Annotated in this window: 14 protein-coding genes; 8 read left to right on the top strand and 6 right to left on the bottom strand. The window is 64.3% G+C overall.

Annotation, left to right across the window (positions count from 1 at the left end; genetic code table 11):
* Positions 1–3: 3 nt before the first annotated feature.
* On the bottom strand, positions 4–1,725 hold the full coding sequence (locus B4L76_RS08620; RefSeq protein WP_296231812.1) for a tetratricopeptide repeat protein: 1,722 nt from the start codon (positions 1,723–1,725) through the stop codon (positions 4–6).
* 321 nt (positions 1,726–2,046) lie between these two features.
* On the opposite strand from B4L76_RS08620, the gene hemA reads away from it, so the two are divergent.
* The 6 genes from hemA to B4L76_RS08590 all read left to right on the top strand — a co-directional run bounded on the left by hemA (position 2,047) and on the right by B4L76_RS08590 (position 7,396).
* Positions 2,047–3,324: a glutamyl-tRNA reductase gene (gene hemA / locus B4L76_RS08615; protein ID WP_296231811.1), complete on the top strand. Its 1,278-nt coding sequence runs from the start codon at positions 2,047–2,049 to the stop codon at positions 3,322–3,324.
* Positions 3,321–4,403 (top strand): peptide chain release factor 1, encoded by a 1,083-nt coding sequence (gene prfA, locus B4L76_RS08610; protein ID WP_296231810.1) that lies wholly within the window; start codon positions 3,321–3,323, stop codon positions 4,401–4,403. The genes hemA and prfA overlap by 4 nt, the downstream gene beginning before the upstream one ends.
* Entirely contained in the window at positions 4,403–5,233 is an 831-nt protein-coding gene (gene prmC, locus B4L76_RS08605) for a peptide chain release factor N(5)-glutamine methyltransferase (protein ID WP_296231809.1), read from the top strand. Before prfA ends, prmC begins: the two co-directional genes overlap by 1 nt.
* The gene (locus B4L76_RS08600) at positions 5,227–5,982 is read left to right on the top strand and encodes a molybdopterin-synthase adenylyltransferase MoeB (RefSeq protein ID WP_296231808.1); all 756 of its coding nucleotides are present in this window, start codon (positions 5,227–5,229) and stop codon (positions 5,980–5,982) included. Before prmC ends, B4L76_RS08600 begins: the two co-directional genes overlap by 7 nt.
* Positions 5,975–6,772: a glutamate racemase gene (murI, locus tag B4L76_RS08595; protein ID WP_296231807.1), complete on the top strand. Its 798-nt coding sequence runs from the start codon at positions 5,975–5,977 to the stop codon at positions 6,770–6,772. The genes B4L76_RS08600 and murI overlap by 8 nt, the downstream gene beginning before the upstream one ends.
* Positions 6,773–6,877: 105 nt before the next feature.
* On the top strand, positions 6,878–7,396 hold the full coding sequence (locus tag B4L76_RS08590; RefSeq protein WP_225780403.1) for an acyloxyacyl hydrolase: 519 nt from the start codon (positions 6,878–6,880) through the stop codon (positions 7,394–7,396).
* A 41-nt stretch (positions 7,397–7,437) separates the two neighbouring features.
* Here the strand turns inward: B4L76_RS08590 and B4L76_RS08585 are convergent, their stop codons facing one another.
* From B4L76_RS08585 to B4L76_RS08565, 5 genes are all read right to left on the bottom strand, one after another.
* The gene (locus B4L76_RS08585; protein WP_296231806.1) at positions 7,438–8,142 is read right to left on the bottom strand and encodes an SDR family oxidoreductase; all 705 of its coding nucleotides are present in this window, start codon (positions 8,140–8,142) and stop codon (positions 7,438–7,440) included.
* Complete coding sequence (gene phrB / locus B4L76_RS08580) at positions 8,139–9,581, bottom strand: deoxyribodipyrimidine photo-lyase (protein ID WP_296231805.1); 1,443 nt, start codon at positions 9,579–9,581, stop codon at positions 8,139–8,141. Before phrB ends, B4L76_RS08585 begins: the two co-directional genes overlap by 4 nt.
* On the bottom strand, positions 9,572–10,471 hold the full coding sequence (locus B4L76_RS08575) for a MerR family transcriptional regulator (RefSeq protein WP_296231804.1): 900 nt from the start codon (positions 10,469–10,471) through the stop codon (positions 9,572–9,574). Before B4L76_RS08575 ends, phrB begins: the two co-directional genes overlap by 10 nt.
* Positions 10,461–11,429, bottom strand: coding sequence for a YbgA family protein (locus tag B4L76_RS08570; protein WP_296231803.1), 969 nt, complete (start codon positions 11,427–11,429; stop codon positions 10,461–10,463). Before B4L76_RS08570 ends, B4L76_RS08575 begins: the two co-directional genes overlap by 11 nt.
* A gap of 97 nt (positions 11,430–11,526) precedes the next feature.
* Entirely contained in the window at positions 11,527–12,513 is a 987-nt protein-coding gene (locus tag B4L76_RS08565) for an NAD(P)/FAD-dependent oxidoreductase (protein ID WP_296231802.1), read from the bottom strand.
* A 187-nt stretch (positions 12,514–12,700) separates the two neighbouring features.
* On the opposite strand from B4L76_RS08565, the gene B4L76_RS08560 reads away from it, so the two are divergent.
* Positions 12,701–13,606: a TIGR01777 family oxidoreductase gene (locus B4L76_RS08560; RefSeq protein WP_296231801.1), complete on the top strand. Its 906-nt coding sequence runs from the start codon at positions 12,701–12,703 to the stop codon at positions 13,604–13,606.
* 13 nt (positions 13,607–13,619) lie between these two features.
* Entirely contained in the window at positions 13,620–14,636 is a 1,017-nt protein-coding gene (gene hemH / locus B4L76_RS08555) for a ferrochelatase (RefSeq protein WP_296231800.1), read from the top strand.
* The last annotated feature ends 18 nt before the right edge of the window (positions 14,637–14,654 follow it).

Here is a 14,654-nt window from a genome sequence, read left to right as displayed (position 1 = left end):
GCGTTAAAGAGTCTCGGATCCGGTCAGGCGCAGGAGGGTCTTGCGCAGGATGGGGCTGTCGGCCTGGGCGGCGAAGCCCTTGGCCCAGACCTGGCGGGCTTCGCGGCGCTTGCCGTTGGCCCACAGCACTTCGCCCAGGTGGGCGGCCACTTCATGGTCGGGGAAGCTGGCGAATGCCCGGCGCAGGTACGACTCGGCCTCGTCCAGGTTGCCCAGGCGATAATTGACCCAGCCCAGGCTGTCGAGTATCGCCGGGTCATCCGGGGTCAACTGGTGGGCCTTGTCGATCAGCGCCTTGGCTTCGCTGTAGCGGGTGGTGCGGTCTGCCAGGGTATAGCCCAGGGCATTCAGCGCCATGGCATTTTCCGGTTCGCGGGCGATGATCGCGCGCAGATCCTTTTCCATCTGCGGCAGGTCGTCGCGTTTTTCCGCCAGCATGGCGCGGGTGTACAGCAGGTTGAGGTCGTCCGGGTAGCGCTGGATGGCCTGCTGCAGGACCTGGCTGGCCTGGGCGTCCTTGTTGTTGTTGCTGTAGCTTTCCGACTCGATCAGGTACAGCTGGATGGCGTAGTCCGGCTGCGCTTCGCGGGCTTCGGCGAGCAGGCGCGAGGCTTCGCTGCCGCGGCCGTTGGCAACCAGTATGTCAGCCTGGCGCAGCTGCGCCGGCAGGTAGTCGGGGCCGGGGCCGACCAGGGCGTATTCACGCAGGGCGCCGGCTGGGTCGTGGCGTTCCTCGCGGATGCGGCCCAGGTTCAGGTGCGCGGCGTCGACATTGCTGTCGCGCTCGATCAGCTCCTGCAGGTAGCCCTCGGCTTCATCCCAGTCTTTGTTTTCCAGACATACCAGGGCCAGTGAATAGCGCAGTTCGTCGTCGTCGGGGTATTGCTGGACCAGGCTGAGGAATTCGCCCTTGGCATCAGCAATACGGTCCTGTTCGACCAGGGTCCGTGCGTAGGTCAGGCGCAGGCGTTTGTCATCTGGGTTGTCGCGGATCGCCCCGCGCAGCAGTGGCAGCGCTTCCGGGCCGCGGTTCAAGGCCTGGAGCAAGCGGGAGCGCAACAGGATCGGGGCGATTTCGCCATTCTGCGCCGGGTGCGCTTCGAGCAGGTCGAGGGCTTCCTGGGCCTTGCCGTCCTGGTTCAGCAGCAACGCCTTGCCGAACACCAGCTGGCTGTTGTCCGGATATTTGACCAGCAGGCGGTCGAAGCTCTGCATCAGGCCATCGCGGGTGCTCTGGTCGGTTTCGGCGGCGGACAGGGCGAGGAAGTCGAAGTGGGTGTCCCCCTGGCCTTGCAGCACCTTCTCCATATAGTTCATGGAGTCGTCATAGCGGCCGGCACGTGCCAGCTGGATGGCGGCGGCGCGTTGGGCGTCGAGATTCTCCGGGGCGTTCTTGGCCCAGATCAGCGCGCTGTCCAGGGCCGGCTCGTCGGCACCGAGGTATTCGGCAATCCGATAGGCGCGTTCGGAGACGCCCGGGTCCTGGGTCTTCTCGGCCTGGTCGGCGTAGTTGGCCAGAGCGATGTCGAAGCGGTTGCGTTGCCCGGCCAGTTCCGCCACCAGCAGGCTATAGAGCGTTTCCTGCTTGAACGAGCCATACACCACGGGCTTCTCCGCCTCGCGCTTGGCAGCCTCGGCAACGGGAGGCTCGGCCTTTTGTGGAGCCAGGCTCTGGCAGCCCTGGAGCAGGGCGAAGGCAAGCAGCAATGCGTATGGTTTGTTCATAAAAGGCTTTAGAAAGACTCACCGGCGGTCGGAGCATGATGACACAAGCGCGGGGGCAAACCCACCCGTGCCGTGGCTGGTTAACTGCGACCTTTGAGGGGGGGAAGGGTTCCGGGAGCGGGCGTGGCTGTGCCGTGTGCATTTCTTGAATGGTGTGGTGGCGTTCGATTTCCGCGCCAGCGCAACTCCATCGGTATACACCACCGGTTCCCCCAACGCCAACGACATGCCCCTGCGATGAGCGCAATAGCGAACGGTGGTTGTCCTGAAACCTGTGAAAGAGGACAATTATCGGCTTCCCGTCACAACCAGCGACCTTGCATGGCCTTTCTTGCACTTGGTATCAACCATAAGACTGCCTCGGTAGACGTACGCGAGCGCGTGGCGTTTACCCCAGAGCAGCTGGTAGACGCCCTGCAGCAGCTCTGCCGGCTGACCTCCAGCCGCGAAGCGGCAATCCTGTCGACCTGCAACCGTAGCGAGCTCTACATAGAGCAGGACCAGCTGTCCGCCGATGCCGTGCTGCAATGGCTGGCCGACTATCACCGGCTCAGCCTGGACGAGCTGCGCGCCAGCGCCTACGTGCACGAAGAACACGAGGCGGTGAAGCACATGATGCGCGTGGCCTCGGGCCTGGATTCGCTGGTGCTCGGCGAGCCGCAGATCCTCGGTCAGATGAAGTCCGCCTATGCCGTGGCGCGCGAAGCCGGTACCGTCGGCCCGCTGCTCGGGCGCCTGTTCCAGGCCACCTTCAGCGCCGCCAAGCAGGTGCGTACCGACACCGCCATTGGCGAAAACCCGGTGTCGGTGGCGTTCGCCGCGGTCAGCCTGGCCAAGCAGATCTTCAGCGACCTGGGCCGCAGCCAGGCGCTGCTGATCGGTGCCGGTGAAACCATCACCCTGGTGGCCCGCCACCTGCACGAGCAGGGCGTGCGCCGCATCGTCGTCGCCAACCGGACCCTGGAGCGGGCCAGCATCCTCGCCGAACAGTTCGGCGCGCATGCCGTGCTGCTGGCCGACATCCCCCAGGAGCTGGCCAACAGCGACATCGTCATCAGCTCCACCGCCAGCCAGCTGCCGATCCTCGGCAAGGGCGCTGTAGAAAGCGCGCTGAAGCAGCGCCGGCACAAACCGATCTTCATGGTCGACATCGCCGTGCCACGCGACATCGAAACCGAAGTCGGTGAGCTGGACGATGTCTACCTGTACACTGTCGATGACCTGCACGACGTGGTGGCGGAAAACCTCAAGAGCCGCCAGGGCGCAGCCCAGGCCGCCGAAGAGCTGGTGGCCGTCGGGGCGGAAGATTTCATGCTGCGCCTGCGCGAGCTGGCCGCAGTGGACGTGCTCAAGGCCTACCGCCAGCAAAGCGAGCGCCTGCGCGACGAAGAACTGCAAAAGGCCCTGCGCCTGCTGGCCAACGGCGGCAACCCCGAGGATGTGCTGGCCCAGCTGGCCCGGGGGCTGACCAACAAACTCCTGCATGCGCCCAGCGTGCAACTGAAAAGGCTCTCGGCCGAGGGCCGCCTCGATGCGCTGGCCATGGCCCAGGAACTCTTTGCCCTCAACGAGGGCTCGACGGACAAATCCCCGCAATGAAAGCGTCGCTGCTGAACAAACTGGAAATCCTCCAGGACCGCTTCGAAGAACTCACCGCATTGCTCGGTGATGCCGAGGTCATTTCCGACCAGACGCGCTTCCGCGCCTATTCCCGTGAATACGCCGAAGTCGAGCCGGTCTACGCTGCATATAAAGAGTGGCGCAAAGTCCAGGACGACCTCGAAGGCGCCCAGGCGCTGCTCAAGGACAGTGACCCGGACCTGCGCGAAATGGCCGTGGAAGAAGTGCGTGAAGCCAAGGAGCAACTGCTGACGCTGGAGGCGCAGCTGCAACGCATGCTGCTGCCCAAGGACCCCAACGACGGCCGCAACGTATTCCTCGAAATCCGCGCCGGCACCGGTGGCGACGAGGCGGCGATTTTTTCCGGCGACCTGTTCCGTATGTATTCGCGCTACGCCGAAAAACGCGGCTGGCGTCTGGAAATCCTCTCCGAGAACGAAGGCGAGCACGGCGGTTACAAGGAAATCATCGCCCGCGTCGAGGGTGACAGCGTGTACGGCAAGCTCAAGTTCGAGTCTGGTGCGCACCGCGTACAGCGGGTGCCGGAGACCGAATCCCAGGGCCGTATCCACACCTCCGCATGCACCGTGGCGGTACTGCCCGAGCCGGACGAACAGGCTGCCATCGAAATCAACCCGGCCGACCTGCGCGTGGACACCTACCGTGCGTCCGGTGCCGGCGGCCAGCACGTCAACAAGACCGACTCGGCGATCCGCATCACTCACTTGCCGACCGGCATCGTGGTCGAGTGCCAGGAAGAGCGTTCGCAGCACAAGAACCGTGCCCGCGCCATGTCCTGGCTGTCGGCCAAGCTCAACGACATGCAGACCAGCGCCGCGCAGAACGCCATCGCTACCGAGCGTAAGCTGCTGGTCGGTTCGGGCGACCGTTCCGAGCGTATCCGCACATACAATTATCCACAGGGCCGGGTCACCGACCACCGTATCAACCTGACCCTGTACTCGCTGGACGACATCCTCGCCGGTGGCGTGGAGGCCGTCATCGAACCGCTGCTGGCCGAATACCAGGCCGATCAGCTGGCCGCGCTGGGGGACTGATGACCATCATCGCCAGCCTGCTGCGCAACGCGCAGTTGCCAGAGTCGCCCACCGAGCGGCTGGATGCCGAGCTGTTGCTGGCAGCAGCCATCGGCAAGTCGCGCAGCTACCTGCACACCTGGCCCGAGCGGATCGTCAGCAGCGAAGATGCCGAGACCTATGCCAGTTACCTGCAGCGCCGCCGCGACGGCGAACCGGTCGCCTACATCCTCGGGCAGCAGGGCTTCTGGACGCTCGACCTGGAGGTGGCCCCCCACACCCTGATTCCGCGGCCGGATACCGAGCTGCTGGTCGAGACCGCCCTTGAACTGCAACCCGCCACGCCGGCCAGGGTCCTTGACCTGGGCACTGGTACCGGCGCGATTGCCCTGGCCCTGGCCAGCGATCGCCCGGCCTGGCAGGTAACCGCAGTCGACCGGGTGGAGGAGGCCGCTGCCCTGGCCGAGCGCAACCGCCAGCGCCTGGGCCTGGCAAATGTCCAGGTGCGGGTCAGCCACTGGTTCGACAACCTTGCCGGCGAGCGTTTCGACCTGATCGTCAGCAACCCGCCCTACATCGCCGCCGCCGACCCGCACCTGGTCGCCGGCGACGTCCGCTTCGAGCCCAGCAGCGCACTGGTGGCCGGCGTCGATGGCCTGGACGACCTGCGTGTCATCGCTGCCCAAGCCCCCGCGCACCTGGTCGCAGGCGGCTGGCTGTTGCTGGAACACGGCTATGATCAGGCAGCGGCGGTCCGCGCCTTGCTGGCTGAACAAGGCTTCATCGAGGTCGCCAGTCGCACTGACCTGGGCGGCCATGAACGCATTACCCTGGGACGCCTGCCATGCTGAGTGATCAGGAACTGCTGCGTTACAGCCGGCAGGTATTGCTGGCCCAGATCGACATCGACGGCCAGTTGCGCCTCAAGCAGAGCAAGGCGCTGATCGTCGGGCTCGGTGGCCTGGGGTCGCCGGTCGCCTTGTACCTGGCCGCTGCCGGTGTGGGCGAGCTGCACCTGGCCGACTTCGATACCGTCGACCTGACCAACCTGCAACGCCAGGTGATTCATGACAATGCCAGCGTCGGCATGAGCAAGGTCGATTCGGCCCTGCAGCGCTTGCAGGCGATCAACCCGGAAATCAGCCTGGTCGCCCATCGCCAGGCCCTGGACGAGGACTCGCTGGCCGCTGCCGTGGCGGCAGTCGACCTGGTGCTGGATTGCTCGGACAACTTCAGCACCCGCGAGGCGGTCAATGCCGCCTGTGTCGCGGCGGTCAAGCCGCTGGTCAGCGGTGCCGCGATCCGCCTGGAAGGGCAGCTTTCCGTATTCGACCCACGGCGCGACTACAGTCCTTGCTACCACTGCCTGTACGGCCATGGTAGCGAAGCCGAACTGACGTGCAGCGAAGCCGGCGTGATTGGGCCCCTCGTTGGCCTGGTGGGCAGCCTGCAAGCGTTGGAGGCCATGAAGCTGCTGGCCGGCTTTGGCGAGCCGCTGGTCGGGCGCCTGCTGCTGATCGATGCCCTCGGCACCCGTATCCGTGAATTGCGGGTCAAGCGTGATCCCGCCTGTGCAGTGTGCGGCAAGCGCGATGGCTGAGCGCTCGGCGCCGATCGGCGTGATGGATTCGGGGGTCGGTGGCTTGTCGGTGCTCGCCGAGATCCAGCGCCTGCTGCCTGGCGAGACGCTACTGTACGTGGCCGATTGCGGTCACGTGCCGTATGGCGAAAAGACCCCGGACTACATCCGCGAGCGCTGCCGGCGAATTGCCGGGTTCTTTCATGAACAAGGCGCCAAGGCCATGGTACTGGCTTGCAACACGGCGACGGTGGCGGCGGTGGCCGATTTGCGCGAACTTTACCCGACATGGCCGCTGGTTGGCATGGAGCCGGCGGTGAAGCCCGCTGCGGCTGCCACGCGCTCGGGGGTGGTCGGTGTGCTGGCGACCACCGGTACCCTGCAGAGTGCCAAGTTCGCCGCCTTGCTCGACCGTTTTGCCAGCGACGTTCAGGTCGTGACGCAGCCTTGCCCCGGGCTGGTAGAGCGGATCGAAGCAGGCGACCTGGCCAGCCCGGCATTGCGCCAGTTGTTGCAAGGCTACGTGCAGCCTTTGCTGGCGGCGGGCTGCGATACCCTGATCCTCGGCTGCACCCATTATCCCTTCCTGCGCCCCCTGCTGGCCGACCTGGTACCAGCTGACGTGGCGATCATCGACACTGGCGCCGCGGTCGCCCGTCAACTGCAGCGCTTGTTGGGCGCCCATGACTTGCTAGCCGAAGGGCCAGCCGGCGCCACCCGCTTCTGGACCAGCGCTGATCCGCAGTTGATGAGAAAAATCCTACCTTTGCTGTGGCATAAGCCCGACAGTGTGCAAAGCTTTGCGTTGTGAAAAAAACGTGAAATCGAGCTGAACTATCGTACCAATGCCGCTTTCTACCGTTTGCCTGAAATGAGGCGGACACTAACAACAGCATCAGGAAGAAGGATGTTTCTCATGAAGAAACTGCTGTGCTTGGCGGCGGCTGCCGTCGTGACCTTGGGGCAAGCACTATCGGCGCAGGCCGCCGACGTTTCGTTTTCGGTGGGGCAGACCGGCGACTCGACCATGGTCTACCGGCTGGGGCTGCAATCGAACTGGGAGGCGAGCTGGTGGCAAACCAGTGTCGGTCGCCTGACCGGGTACTGGGATGGGGCCTACAGCTATTGGGACGGTGACGAGACCGCCAGTAACCACAGCCTCTCGTTCGCGCCGGTATTCGTCTATGAGTTTGCCGGTGACTCGGTGAAGCCCTACATCGAGGCGGGGATCGGCGTGGCGGCGTTCTCCAGCACCGAGCTGGAAGACAACCAGCTAGGCTCGTCGTTCCAGTTCGAAGACCGTATCGGCTTTGGTTTGCGTTTTGCCGGTGGGCATGAGATCGGAGTGCGGGCGATCCACTATTCCAACGCCGGCATCAAACAACCGAACGACGGTGTGGAAAGCTACAGCCTGCATTACCGCATGGCGCTGTGAGTCAGCGATAGCGGCCCTGTGGCCGCTGCCCGCATGCAGATTCATCGTCTTGTAGGCAGCGGCCACAGGCTGGCCGGGTCCAGAGCTTCCAGCACCAGCTCCGGTGCATTCTGCGGCCACCGCCGTAACAGCTCTTCTGCCGCGCTCTGCGGTGTCCAGGCCTCCGGTATTGCCTGCGCCGAGATCACGGGTGCCTTGAGCGACTGTGGGCCCACCACGGTCAGCGCGACCCCCTGAGCCTGCAACGCCTGGCGCCGCTCGCGCAGCCACTTCGGCATGTTGTTCCAGCCTGCGCTCGGCTGCGTCGGCGCATACAACTGCAGCGCAGAATAACGATTGAAAACCGCCATTACCTGCGGGGAGTCGCCGTTGGCCAGCAAGGGCAAGGCCTGGGCCAGGCAATGTTCGCCGGCCAACTGGTTGCTGGTGACGATCGCTTCGAACAGCTGGCTGTCGGCCACGTCAGCCGGCAGGTAGTCGCAGGTCCCCGCATTGAGGATCAGGCCATCCAGCGCGCACCAGGCATGGCAAAGCATCTCGCCGGCCTGCGCCGCCTGCTGTTCTTCATGCAACTGCCAGGGCAGACGCAGCAGTCGGTGTCCATAGCGTGCCGCCAGGGCATCCAGTACCTCGCCATGCTTGCCGCTTGCCGCTACCCGGTGTCCTTGACCAAGCAAGCTTTCCACTAACGCCAACCCTAGTCCATTGTCGGCACCCGTTACCCAGATACGACGCGCGTTGTTCACGATACTGCCCTCTGATCCTGCCGGTGTGGGAGGCTTCTGAATGCTTCCAGTACACGCTGGCGACTACTGTCGAGATCGACAATCGGACTGTGATACGAATGTTTAGCAAAAAGATCGGCATTCTTCACGGGTAAATGAATGGATTTTTCACCCAGGCCCTGCAACTCCGGCAACCAGTGGCGAATGAAGCGCCCCTCAGGGTCGAAACGCTGCGACTGCGAAACCGGGTTGAACAGGCGGAAATAGGGTACGGCGTCGGTGCCGGTGGACGCGCTCCACTGCCAACCGCCGTTGTTGGCGGCGAGGTCGCCATCGATCAGGTGACGCATGAAGTGCCGTTCGCCCTTGCGCCAGTCGATCAACAGGTTCTTGCTGAGGAACATGGCCACGATCATGCGCAGGCGGTTGTGCATCCACCCGGTGTGCAGCAACTGGCGCATCGCGGCGTCGATGATCGGGTAGCCGGTGCGTCCCTGTGCCCAGGCTTCGAGATCGGCCGGCGCGTCGCGCCAGGGCAAGGCCTCAGTCTGGGCGCGGAAGGCACGGTGGCGCGAGACCTGTGGATAACCGGTCAGGATGTGTTTGTAGAATTCGCGCCAGAGCAGTTCGTTGATCCAGGTCTGCACGCCGCTGCTGCCAGTGTCGAATTCGCCCCGGTTGCTGGCCAGGGCAGCGTGCAGGCATTGGCGCGGCGAGATCACTCCAGCGGCCAGGTAAGGGGAAAGCTGGCTGGTGCCGGGCTTGGCGGGCAGGTCGCGCAGTTGCTGGTAATCGTCGATGGTTTCGTCAACAAAGCGGGCCAGCCGCGCCTGTGCCTCGGCCTCACCGGCCGGCCAGTGTTCGCGCAGGGCGCGGCCCGGCTTTTCGAAGCCATCCAGCTGCTCGGGTATGGGGTCGCTGGCAACCTGTAGCGGTGCCTGGCGCTGCACCCGCCGGGCCAGGGCCGGCAGGCCGCGGTGCAGGTGCTCCAGGCAGCTCTTCTTGAACTGGCTGAAAACCTGGAAGTAGTCGCCACTGCGGGTGAGGATGGTGCCGGGACGAAAAAACAACTGGTCGAGATGGCTGTTGGCATGGATGCCTGATCGTTCCAGCAGCGCGCGGGTGGCGTCGTCGCGGCGCTGCTCGTTGAGGCCGTATTCTTCGTTCCAGTGCACGCTGTGCACCCGATGCTGGCGGCATACCTCGAGCACGGCCTGTGGCGCCTGGTCCCAGGTGTCGATCGTGCGGATCAGCAAGGGGATGTTCAGCCGCGCCAGCGACTGCCTCAGGTCACGCAGGTTACGCAGCCAGAAATCGACCTTGCAGGCGGCGTCGTCGTGGGCTCGCCACTGCCCGGGGCTGACCAGCCACAGGGCGATGGTCGGGCCACGTTCAGTGGCGGCACTGAGTGCGGTGTTGTCGTCGATGCGCAGGTCACTGCGCAGCCAGGTCAAGTGCATGATGAGTCCGGTCCTGAAGGCGGCCTGTCAGTGCCCTGAAGCAAGCGCAGGGCTGCGTGTGGGGTGTCGAAGAAGGAGAGGGCGCGATGGTCGAGGTTGGCCAGCGGCACTTCGTGCATGGCCAGTGTCGAGCCGCCCAGCAGGGCGGGAACTGGCAAGCTGCGCAGCATGCGTTGCAGCGCCTTTGCATCGATGCGCGGGCCAAGGTGCAGGATGACCGCGCGCACCTTGAGGGAAGTGGCGGCATGACTGAGCTGTGCAGCGCCGATGGGATGCTCCAGCACTTCGACCGCAATACCATTGTTGGTCAGCAACCAGGCGCATAACCACAATTCGGGGTTGAAGTCGCGCTGGTAGTCATCGGCCAGCAACACCGCCGGGCCTGGCAACAACTGGTTGTCGTGATAGACCCGGGCGCCGAGCTTGCTGCGCAACCATGTGTTGAAGAAAATCTGCTCCAGCCCGGCATTGAAGTAGTTGCGCCAGCGCAGTTCAAGAATGTCGAGCAGCGGTAGCAGCAGTTGTTCACACAGGGTAACCGCCGGGTATAGCGCCATGGCCTGGTTGAGCTGCTGGTCGAGCGCACGTTGTGAAAGATTGGCGATGGCATCGACCAGCTGGAACTGCCGGGCTTGCCAATCCCCTTTGGGCGGCGTGGCGGTGGGCTTGTCGAGAAGCTCGCCGACCTGGCTGACCGATGCGCCACGTTGCAGCCAGGCGAGGATCGCCTCCACCCGTTCGACCTGGGCCAGTGGGTACAGGCGGTGCCCCTTGGCCGTGCGCTGGGGCTTGAGCAAACCGTAACGCCGCTCCCAGGCCCGCAAGGTAACCGGGTTGACGCCAGTACGGCGGGCAAGCTCGCCGATGGGCAGGAGGATCTCAGACAGCATTGCGCAGCCCCAGGCTCTCTGGGTGCGGCTGCAGGTAGGTCTGTTGCAGCAGATACGGATCGGGGTGCTTGCGCAAATGGTGCTTGAGCAAGGTCAGTGGCACGACCAGCGGTACCATGCCTTGCTGGTACTGGCCGATGATGGCCTGCAGTTCGGCCTTGTCCTGTGGCGTCAGGGCGTCCTTGAAGTAGCCACTCAGGTGCCGCAGTACATTGCCATGTGTGCCGCGGCTGGCGCAGCGGCGCAGCGCCTGCATCAGCTGGCTGAAGTAGCGGGGGCCTATGCTTTGCGGGTCGTCTTCGCGGCGCATGCTGCCAAGCAGGCGCCCCAGGGTGCGGTAGGCCTGGGGATTGTTGGCCATCAGCAGGTACTTGTAGCGCGAATGGAACTGCACCAGCGCTCCGCGGCTCAGGCCCTCGGCCAGCAAACGCTGCCAGTCGGCATAGGCATACACCCGGCTGACGAAGTTCTCGCGCAGCACGGCATCATGCAGGCGGCCTTCCTCTTCAACGGGCAGGTCCGGGCGCTGTGCGCAAAACGCCTGGGCATACGCGCCACGCCCGCTATTGATGGCCGGGCGGCCATTGTCCTGGTACACCTTGACCCGCTCCAGTCCGCAGGACGGCGACTTTTGCATGAAGATGTAGCCACAAATTTCATCGAGTTCCGCAGCCATTTGCTCACCGTAGCTGCGCAGCGGCCCGGTCAGGTAGATGTCGGCGTTGCGGGTACCGACCACTTCCGGTCGCTCGGGGTCGCCGACCAGGCGAATGGGGTCGCGCGGTGTGCCGAGGCCAATGGCCACCTCCGGGCATACAGGCAACCAGTCGAAGTGTTCCTCGAGCTGCGTGCGACACAGGTCGGAAGCCTTATGGCCGCCGTTGTAGCGCACGCTTTGGCCGATCAGGCAGGCGCTGATGGCAATGCGCGGCTTGCGATGAGTGGAGGGGTCGTGCATGGCTGTCTCCATAAACCTGTACGAGAAAAGAATCTTGTACAGGTTTATTCCAGCACAGCCGAGCCGTTATGCAAACTAGTATTTTTGTATAGCTTCGTCACTCAAGGTGTTCAAGCAGCCGCCGTGCGGCTTCCTGGCCACTCAGCCAGGCGCCCTCGACACGCCCGGACAGGCACCAGTCGCCACAGGCATACAAACCCTGGTCGGCATCGGCCAACGCCCCCCACTCGTGGTTGCTGGTTGGGCGGGCGTACAGCCAGCGGTGGGCCAAGGCAAAGGTCGGCGCCGGCACCACGCAGCCGACAAGCTCGGCGAATTCGCCCCACAGCTGCTCGATCACCTCTTCCTTGGGCAGGTCGATATGTTGTCGGCTCCAAGTCGAGGTGGCGTGCAGCACCCAGGTGTCGAGCTGCTCGTCACGGCCTGGTTTGCTACGGTTGCGGGCCACCCAGTCGAGCGGGTTGTCCTGCACGAAGCAGCCTTGCATAGGCGTGTCGAGGGAAGGCTGGAAAGCCACGGCCACGGCCCAGGTGGGTTCCATCTGCACCCCCGCTGCCACTGCGGCGAGCTTCGGGGTAGCAGCCAGCAGTGGCGTGGCCTGTGGAGCCGGCACGGCGATGACCACGCGGCTGAAGGGGCCATGACTGCAGCCTTCGGTATCCTGCAGGTGCCAGTACTGCTTGCCGCGGAACACCTCGGCGATGCGGCAGCCAAAGTTGACCGTCACATCCTTGAGCAGGCCGCGGGTAATGGCGCTCATGCGCGGCACGCCCACCCAGCGCGTCTGTTCGTCCGGCGAGGGGCTGAGTTGACCATCGCGATAGTTGTACAGCTGCGGCTTCCATTGCTCGGCCCAGCCGGCGGCGACCCATTGCTGTACCTGCTCGACAAAGCGCCGGTCACGGGCGGTGAAGTACTGGGCACCGAGATCCAGCGCGCCCGCTTCGCTGCGCTTGCTGGCCATGCGCCCGCCACTGCCATGGCCTTTGTCGAACAAGTGCACGGATTGCCCGGCCTTCTGCAAGGCCTGGGCGGCAGACAGGCCGGCGATACCGGCCCCGATGATGGCGATTGGTACTGTCATGATGGCCTCTTTAAACCGTGCTGTAAGCAGACTACGCTGTCAAACAAACCTGTACAATGCATAAATACTGTATAAGGTTATGCCGCTTTGGCGGGCAGCTTGGCCTATGTTTATCCGAGAGCGTCGGGTCAAAAAAGTGCCTTGTCGTTAAAAATAGACCACCGCCGCATTCTGCGAGGACACAGCCATGCATATATTGCTGACAGGCGGCACCGGGTTGATCGGCCGGCACCTGTGCCGGTACTGGCTTGGCCAGGGGCATCGACTGACGGTGTGGAGCCGGCGACCTGAACAGGTGCCGGCAATCTGCGGGGCCGGTGTGCGCGGTATCGCCCGGCTGGAGCAACTGGAGGCAGACGAGCGGCTGGATGCGGTGGTCAACCTGGCCGGTGCTCCGATTGCAGACCGGCCCTGGACGGCGGCCAGGCGCAACCTGTTGTGGGCCAGCCGCGTCACCCTTACCGAGCAGTTGCTGAGCTGGCTGGGCACCCGTGAGCAGCGCCCGGAAGTGCTGATTTCCGGTTCGGCGGTAGGCTGGTACGGGGATGGTGGCGAACGCGAGTTGAGCGAGGGTTCACCACCGGTGCGGGAAGATTTCGCCAGCCAGTTGTGTATTGCCTGGGAAGAAACCGCGCTGCGTTCCCAGGCCCAGGGCATTCGCGTGGTACTGGTACGCACCGGGCTGGTCCTGGCCGCTGATGGTGGCTTTTTGTCGCGCCTGCGCACGCCCTTCAAGTTGGGGCTGGGCGGGCCTTTGGGCAACGGGCGCCAGTGGATGCCATGGATCCATATAGACGACCAGGTCGCCCTGATTGATTTTCTCTTGCAGCACAAGGACGCCAGCGGTCCTTATAATGCCTGCGCCCCGGAGCCCGTGCGCAACCGCGAATTCGCCACGCGCCTGGGCCGCACCTTGCACCGCCCGGCGTTGCTGCCAATGCCGGCACTGCTGCTCAAGGCCGGCCTGGGCGAGCTGTCGGTCCTGCTGCTCGGCGGCCAGCGCGCCCGCCCGGTACGCTTGCTGGCGGCAGGCTTCATCTTCCGCTTCAACGATCTGCAATCGGCCCTGGACAACCTGTCCGGCCAACTCTGACATAGGACGCTGCATGACCGATCACGCCCTGCTGCTGGTCAACCTGGGTTCCCCTGCCTCCACTTCGGTGGCCGATGTGCGCCGTTACCTCGACCAGTTTCTCATGGACCCGTATGTGGTCGACCTGCCATGGCCGCTGCGGCGCCTGCTGGTGTCGCTGATCCTGATCAAGCGCCCGGAGCAGTCGGCGCATGCCTATGCCTCTATCTGGTGGGACGAGGGTTCGCCATTGGTGGTGCTGACCCGGCGTCTGCAGGCGGCGATGGTGGGGCACTGGCCGCATGGCCCGGTGGAAATTGCCATGCGCTATGGCCAGCCGGCGTTGCCTGAAGTGCTGGGGCGGCTGGCGCAACAAGGCGTGCGCAAGGTGACCTTGGCACCGCTTTACCCACAGTTCGCCGACAGCACGGTAACCACGGTAGTGGAGCAGGCAAGGCAGACCATCGCTGAGCAGCGGCTTGCGTTGCAGATGCGCGTGCTGCAGCCGTTTTATGCGCACCCGGACTATATCGAGGCGCTGGCCGCCAGCGCCCGTCCCTACCTGGAGCAGTCTTATGACCACGTGCTGCTCAGCTTCCACGGCCTGCCGGAGCGACACCTGAAGAAGTTGTTCCCCAAAGGTAGCAAGCACGACCTGCGTGCTGCCGATTGCTGTCACGGTGCGCCCGCCGAAGTGCGGGCGGTCTGCTACCGTGGGCAATGCCTGGCCACGGCCAACGCTTTTGCGCGGAAAATGGGCATTGCCGATGGCAAATGGTCTGTCTCGTTCCAGTCGCGGTTGGGCCGGGACAAGTGGATCGAACCCTATACCGAGACACGCCTGGACGAGCTGGCCAGGGCCGGGGTGAAGAAGCTGCTGGTGATGTGCCCGGCGTTCGTCGCCGATTGCATCGAAACGCTGGAAGAGATCGGCATGCGTGGCCGTGAGCAGTTTGTCGAGGCAGGGGGGCAGGAACTGGTGCTGGTGCCGTGCCTGAATGATCATCCGGAGTGGGTGAGGGTGCTGGCTGATATGTGCGAAAAGGCCTGATTCTCAGGGCGTCTGATC

The sequence above is a fragment of the Pseudomonas sp. UBA4617 genome, assembly GCF_002386445.1.
Lineage (GTDB): Bacteria > Pseudomonadota > Gammaproteobacteria > Pseudomonadales > Pseudomonadaceae > Aquipseudomonas.
This window is presented reverse-complemented; position numbering and strand designations above follow the sequence as displayed.

Bases quoted from the DNA above. Each gene is read 5' to 3' on its own strand.
- murI (WP_296231807.1), top strand. From the start codon at position 5,975: ATGGCTGAGCGCTCGGCGCCGATCGGCGTGATGGATTCGGGGGTCGGT.
- phrB (WP_296231805.1), bottom strand. From the start codon at position 9,581: ATGCACTTGACCTGGCTGCGCAGTGACCTGCGCATCGACGACAACACC.
- B4L76_RS08560 (WP_296231801.1), top strand. From the start codon at position 12,701: ATGCATATATTGCTGACAGGCGGCACCGGGTTGATCGGCCGGCACCTG.
- prfA (WP_296231810.1), top strand. From the start codon at position 3,321: ATGAAAGCGTCGCTGCTGAACAAACTGGAAATCCTCCAGGACCGCTTC.
- B4L76_RS08620 (WP_296231812.1), bottom strand. From the start codon at position 1,725: ATGAACAAACCATACGCATTGCTGCTTGCCTTCGCCCTGCTCCAGGGC.
- B4L76_RS08575 (WP_296231804.1), bottom strand. From the start codon at position 10,471: ATGCTGTCTGAGATCCTCCTGCCCATCGGCGAGCTTGCCCGCCGTACT.
- B4L76_RS08600 (WP_296231808.1), top strand. From the start codon at position 5,227: ATGCTGAGTGATCAGGAACTGCTGCGTTACAGCCGGCAGGTATTGCTG.
- hemA (WP_296231811.1), top strand. From the start codon at position 2,047: ATGGCCTTTCTTGCACTTGGTATCAACCATAAGACTGCCTCGGTAGAC.
- B4L76_RS08590 (WP_225780403.1), top strand. From the start codon at position 6,878: ATGAAGAAACTGCTGTGCTTGGCGGCGGCTGCCGTCGTGACCTTGGGG.
- B4L76_RS08570 (WP_296231803.1), bottom strand. From the start codon at position 11,429: ATGCACGACCCCTCCACTCATCGCAAGCCGCGCATTGCCATCAGCGCC.
- prmC (WP_296231809.1), top strand. From the start codon at position 4,403: ATGACCATCATCGCCAGCCTGCTGCGCAACGCGCAGTTGCCAGAGTCG.
- hemH (WP_296231800.1), top strand. From the start codon at position 13,620: ATGACCGATCACGCCCTGCTGCTGGTCAACCTGGGTTCCCCTGCCTCC.
- B4L76_RS08565 (WP_296231802.1), bottom strand. From the start codon at position 12,513: ATGACAGTACCAATCGCCATCATCGGGGCCGGTATCGCCGGCCTGTCT.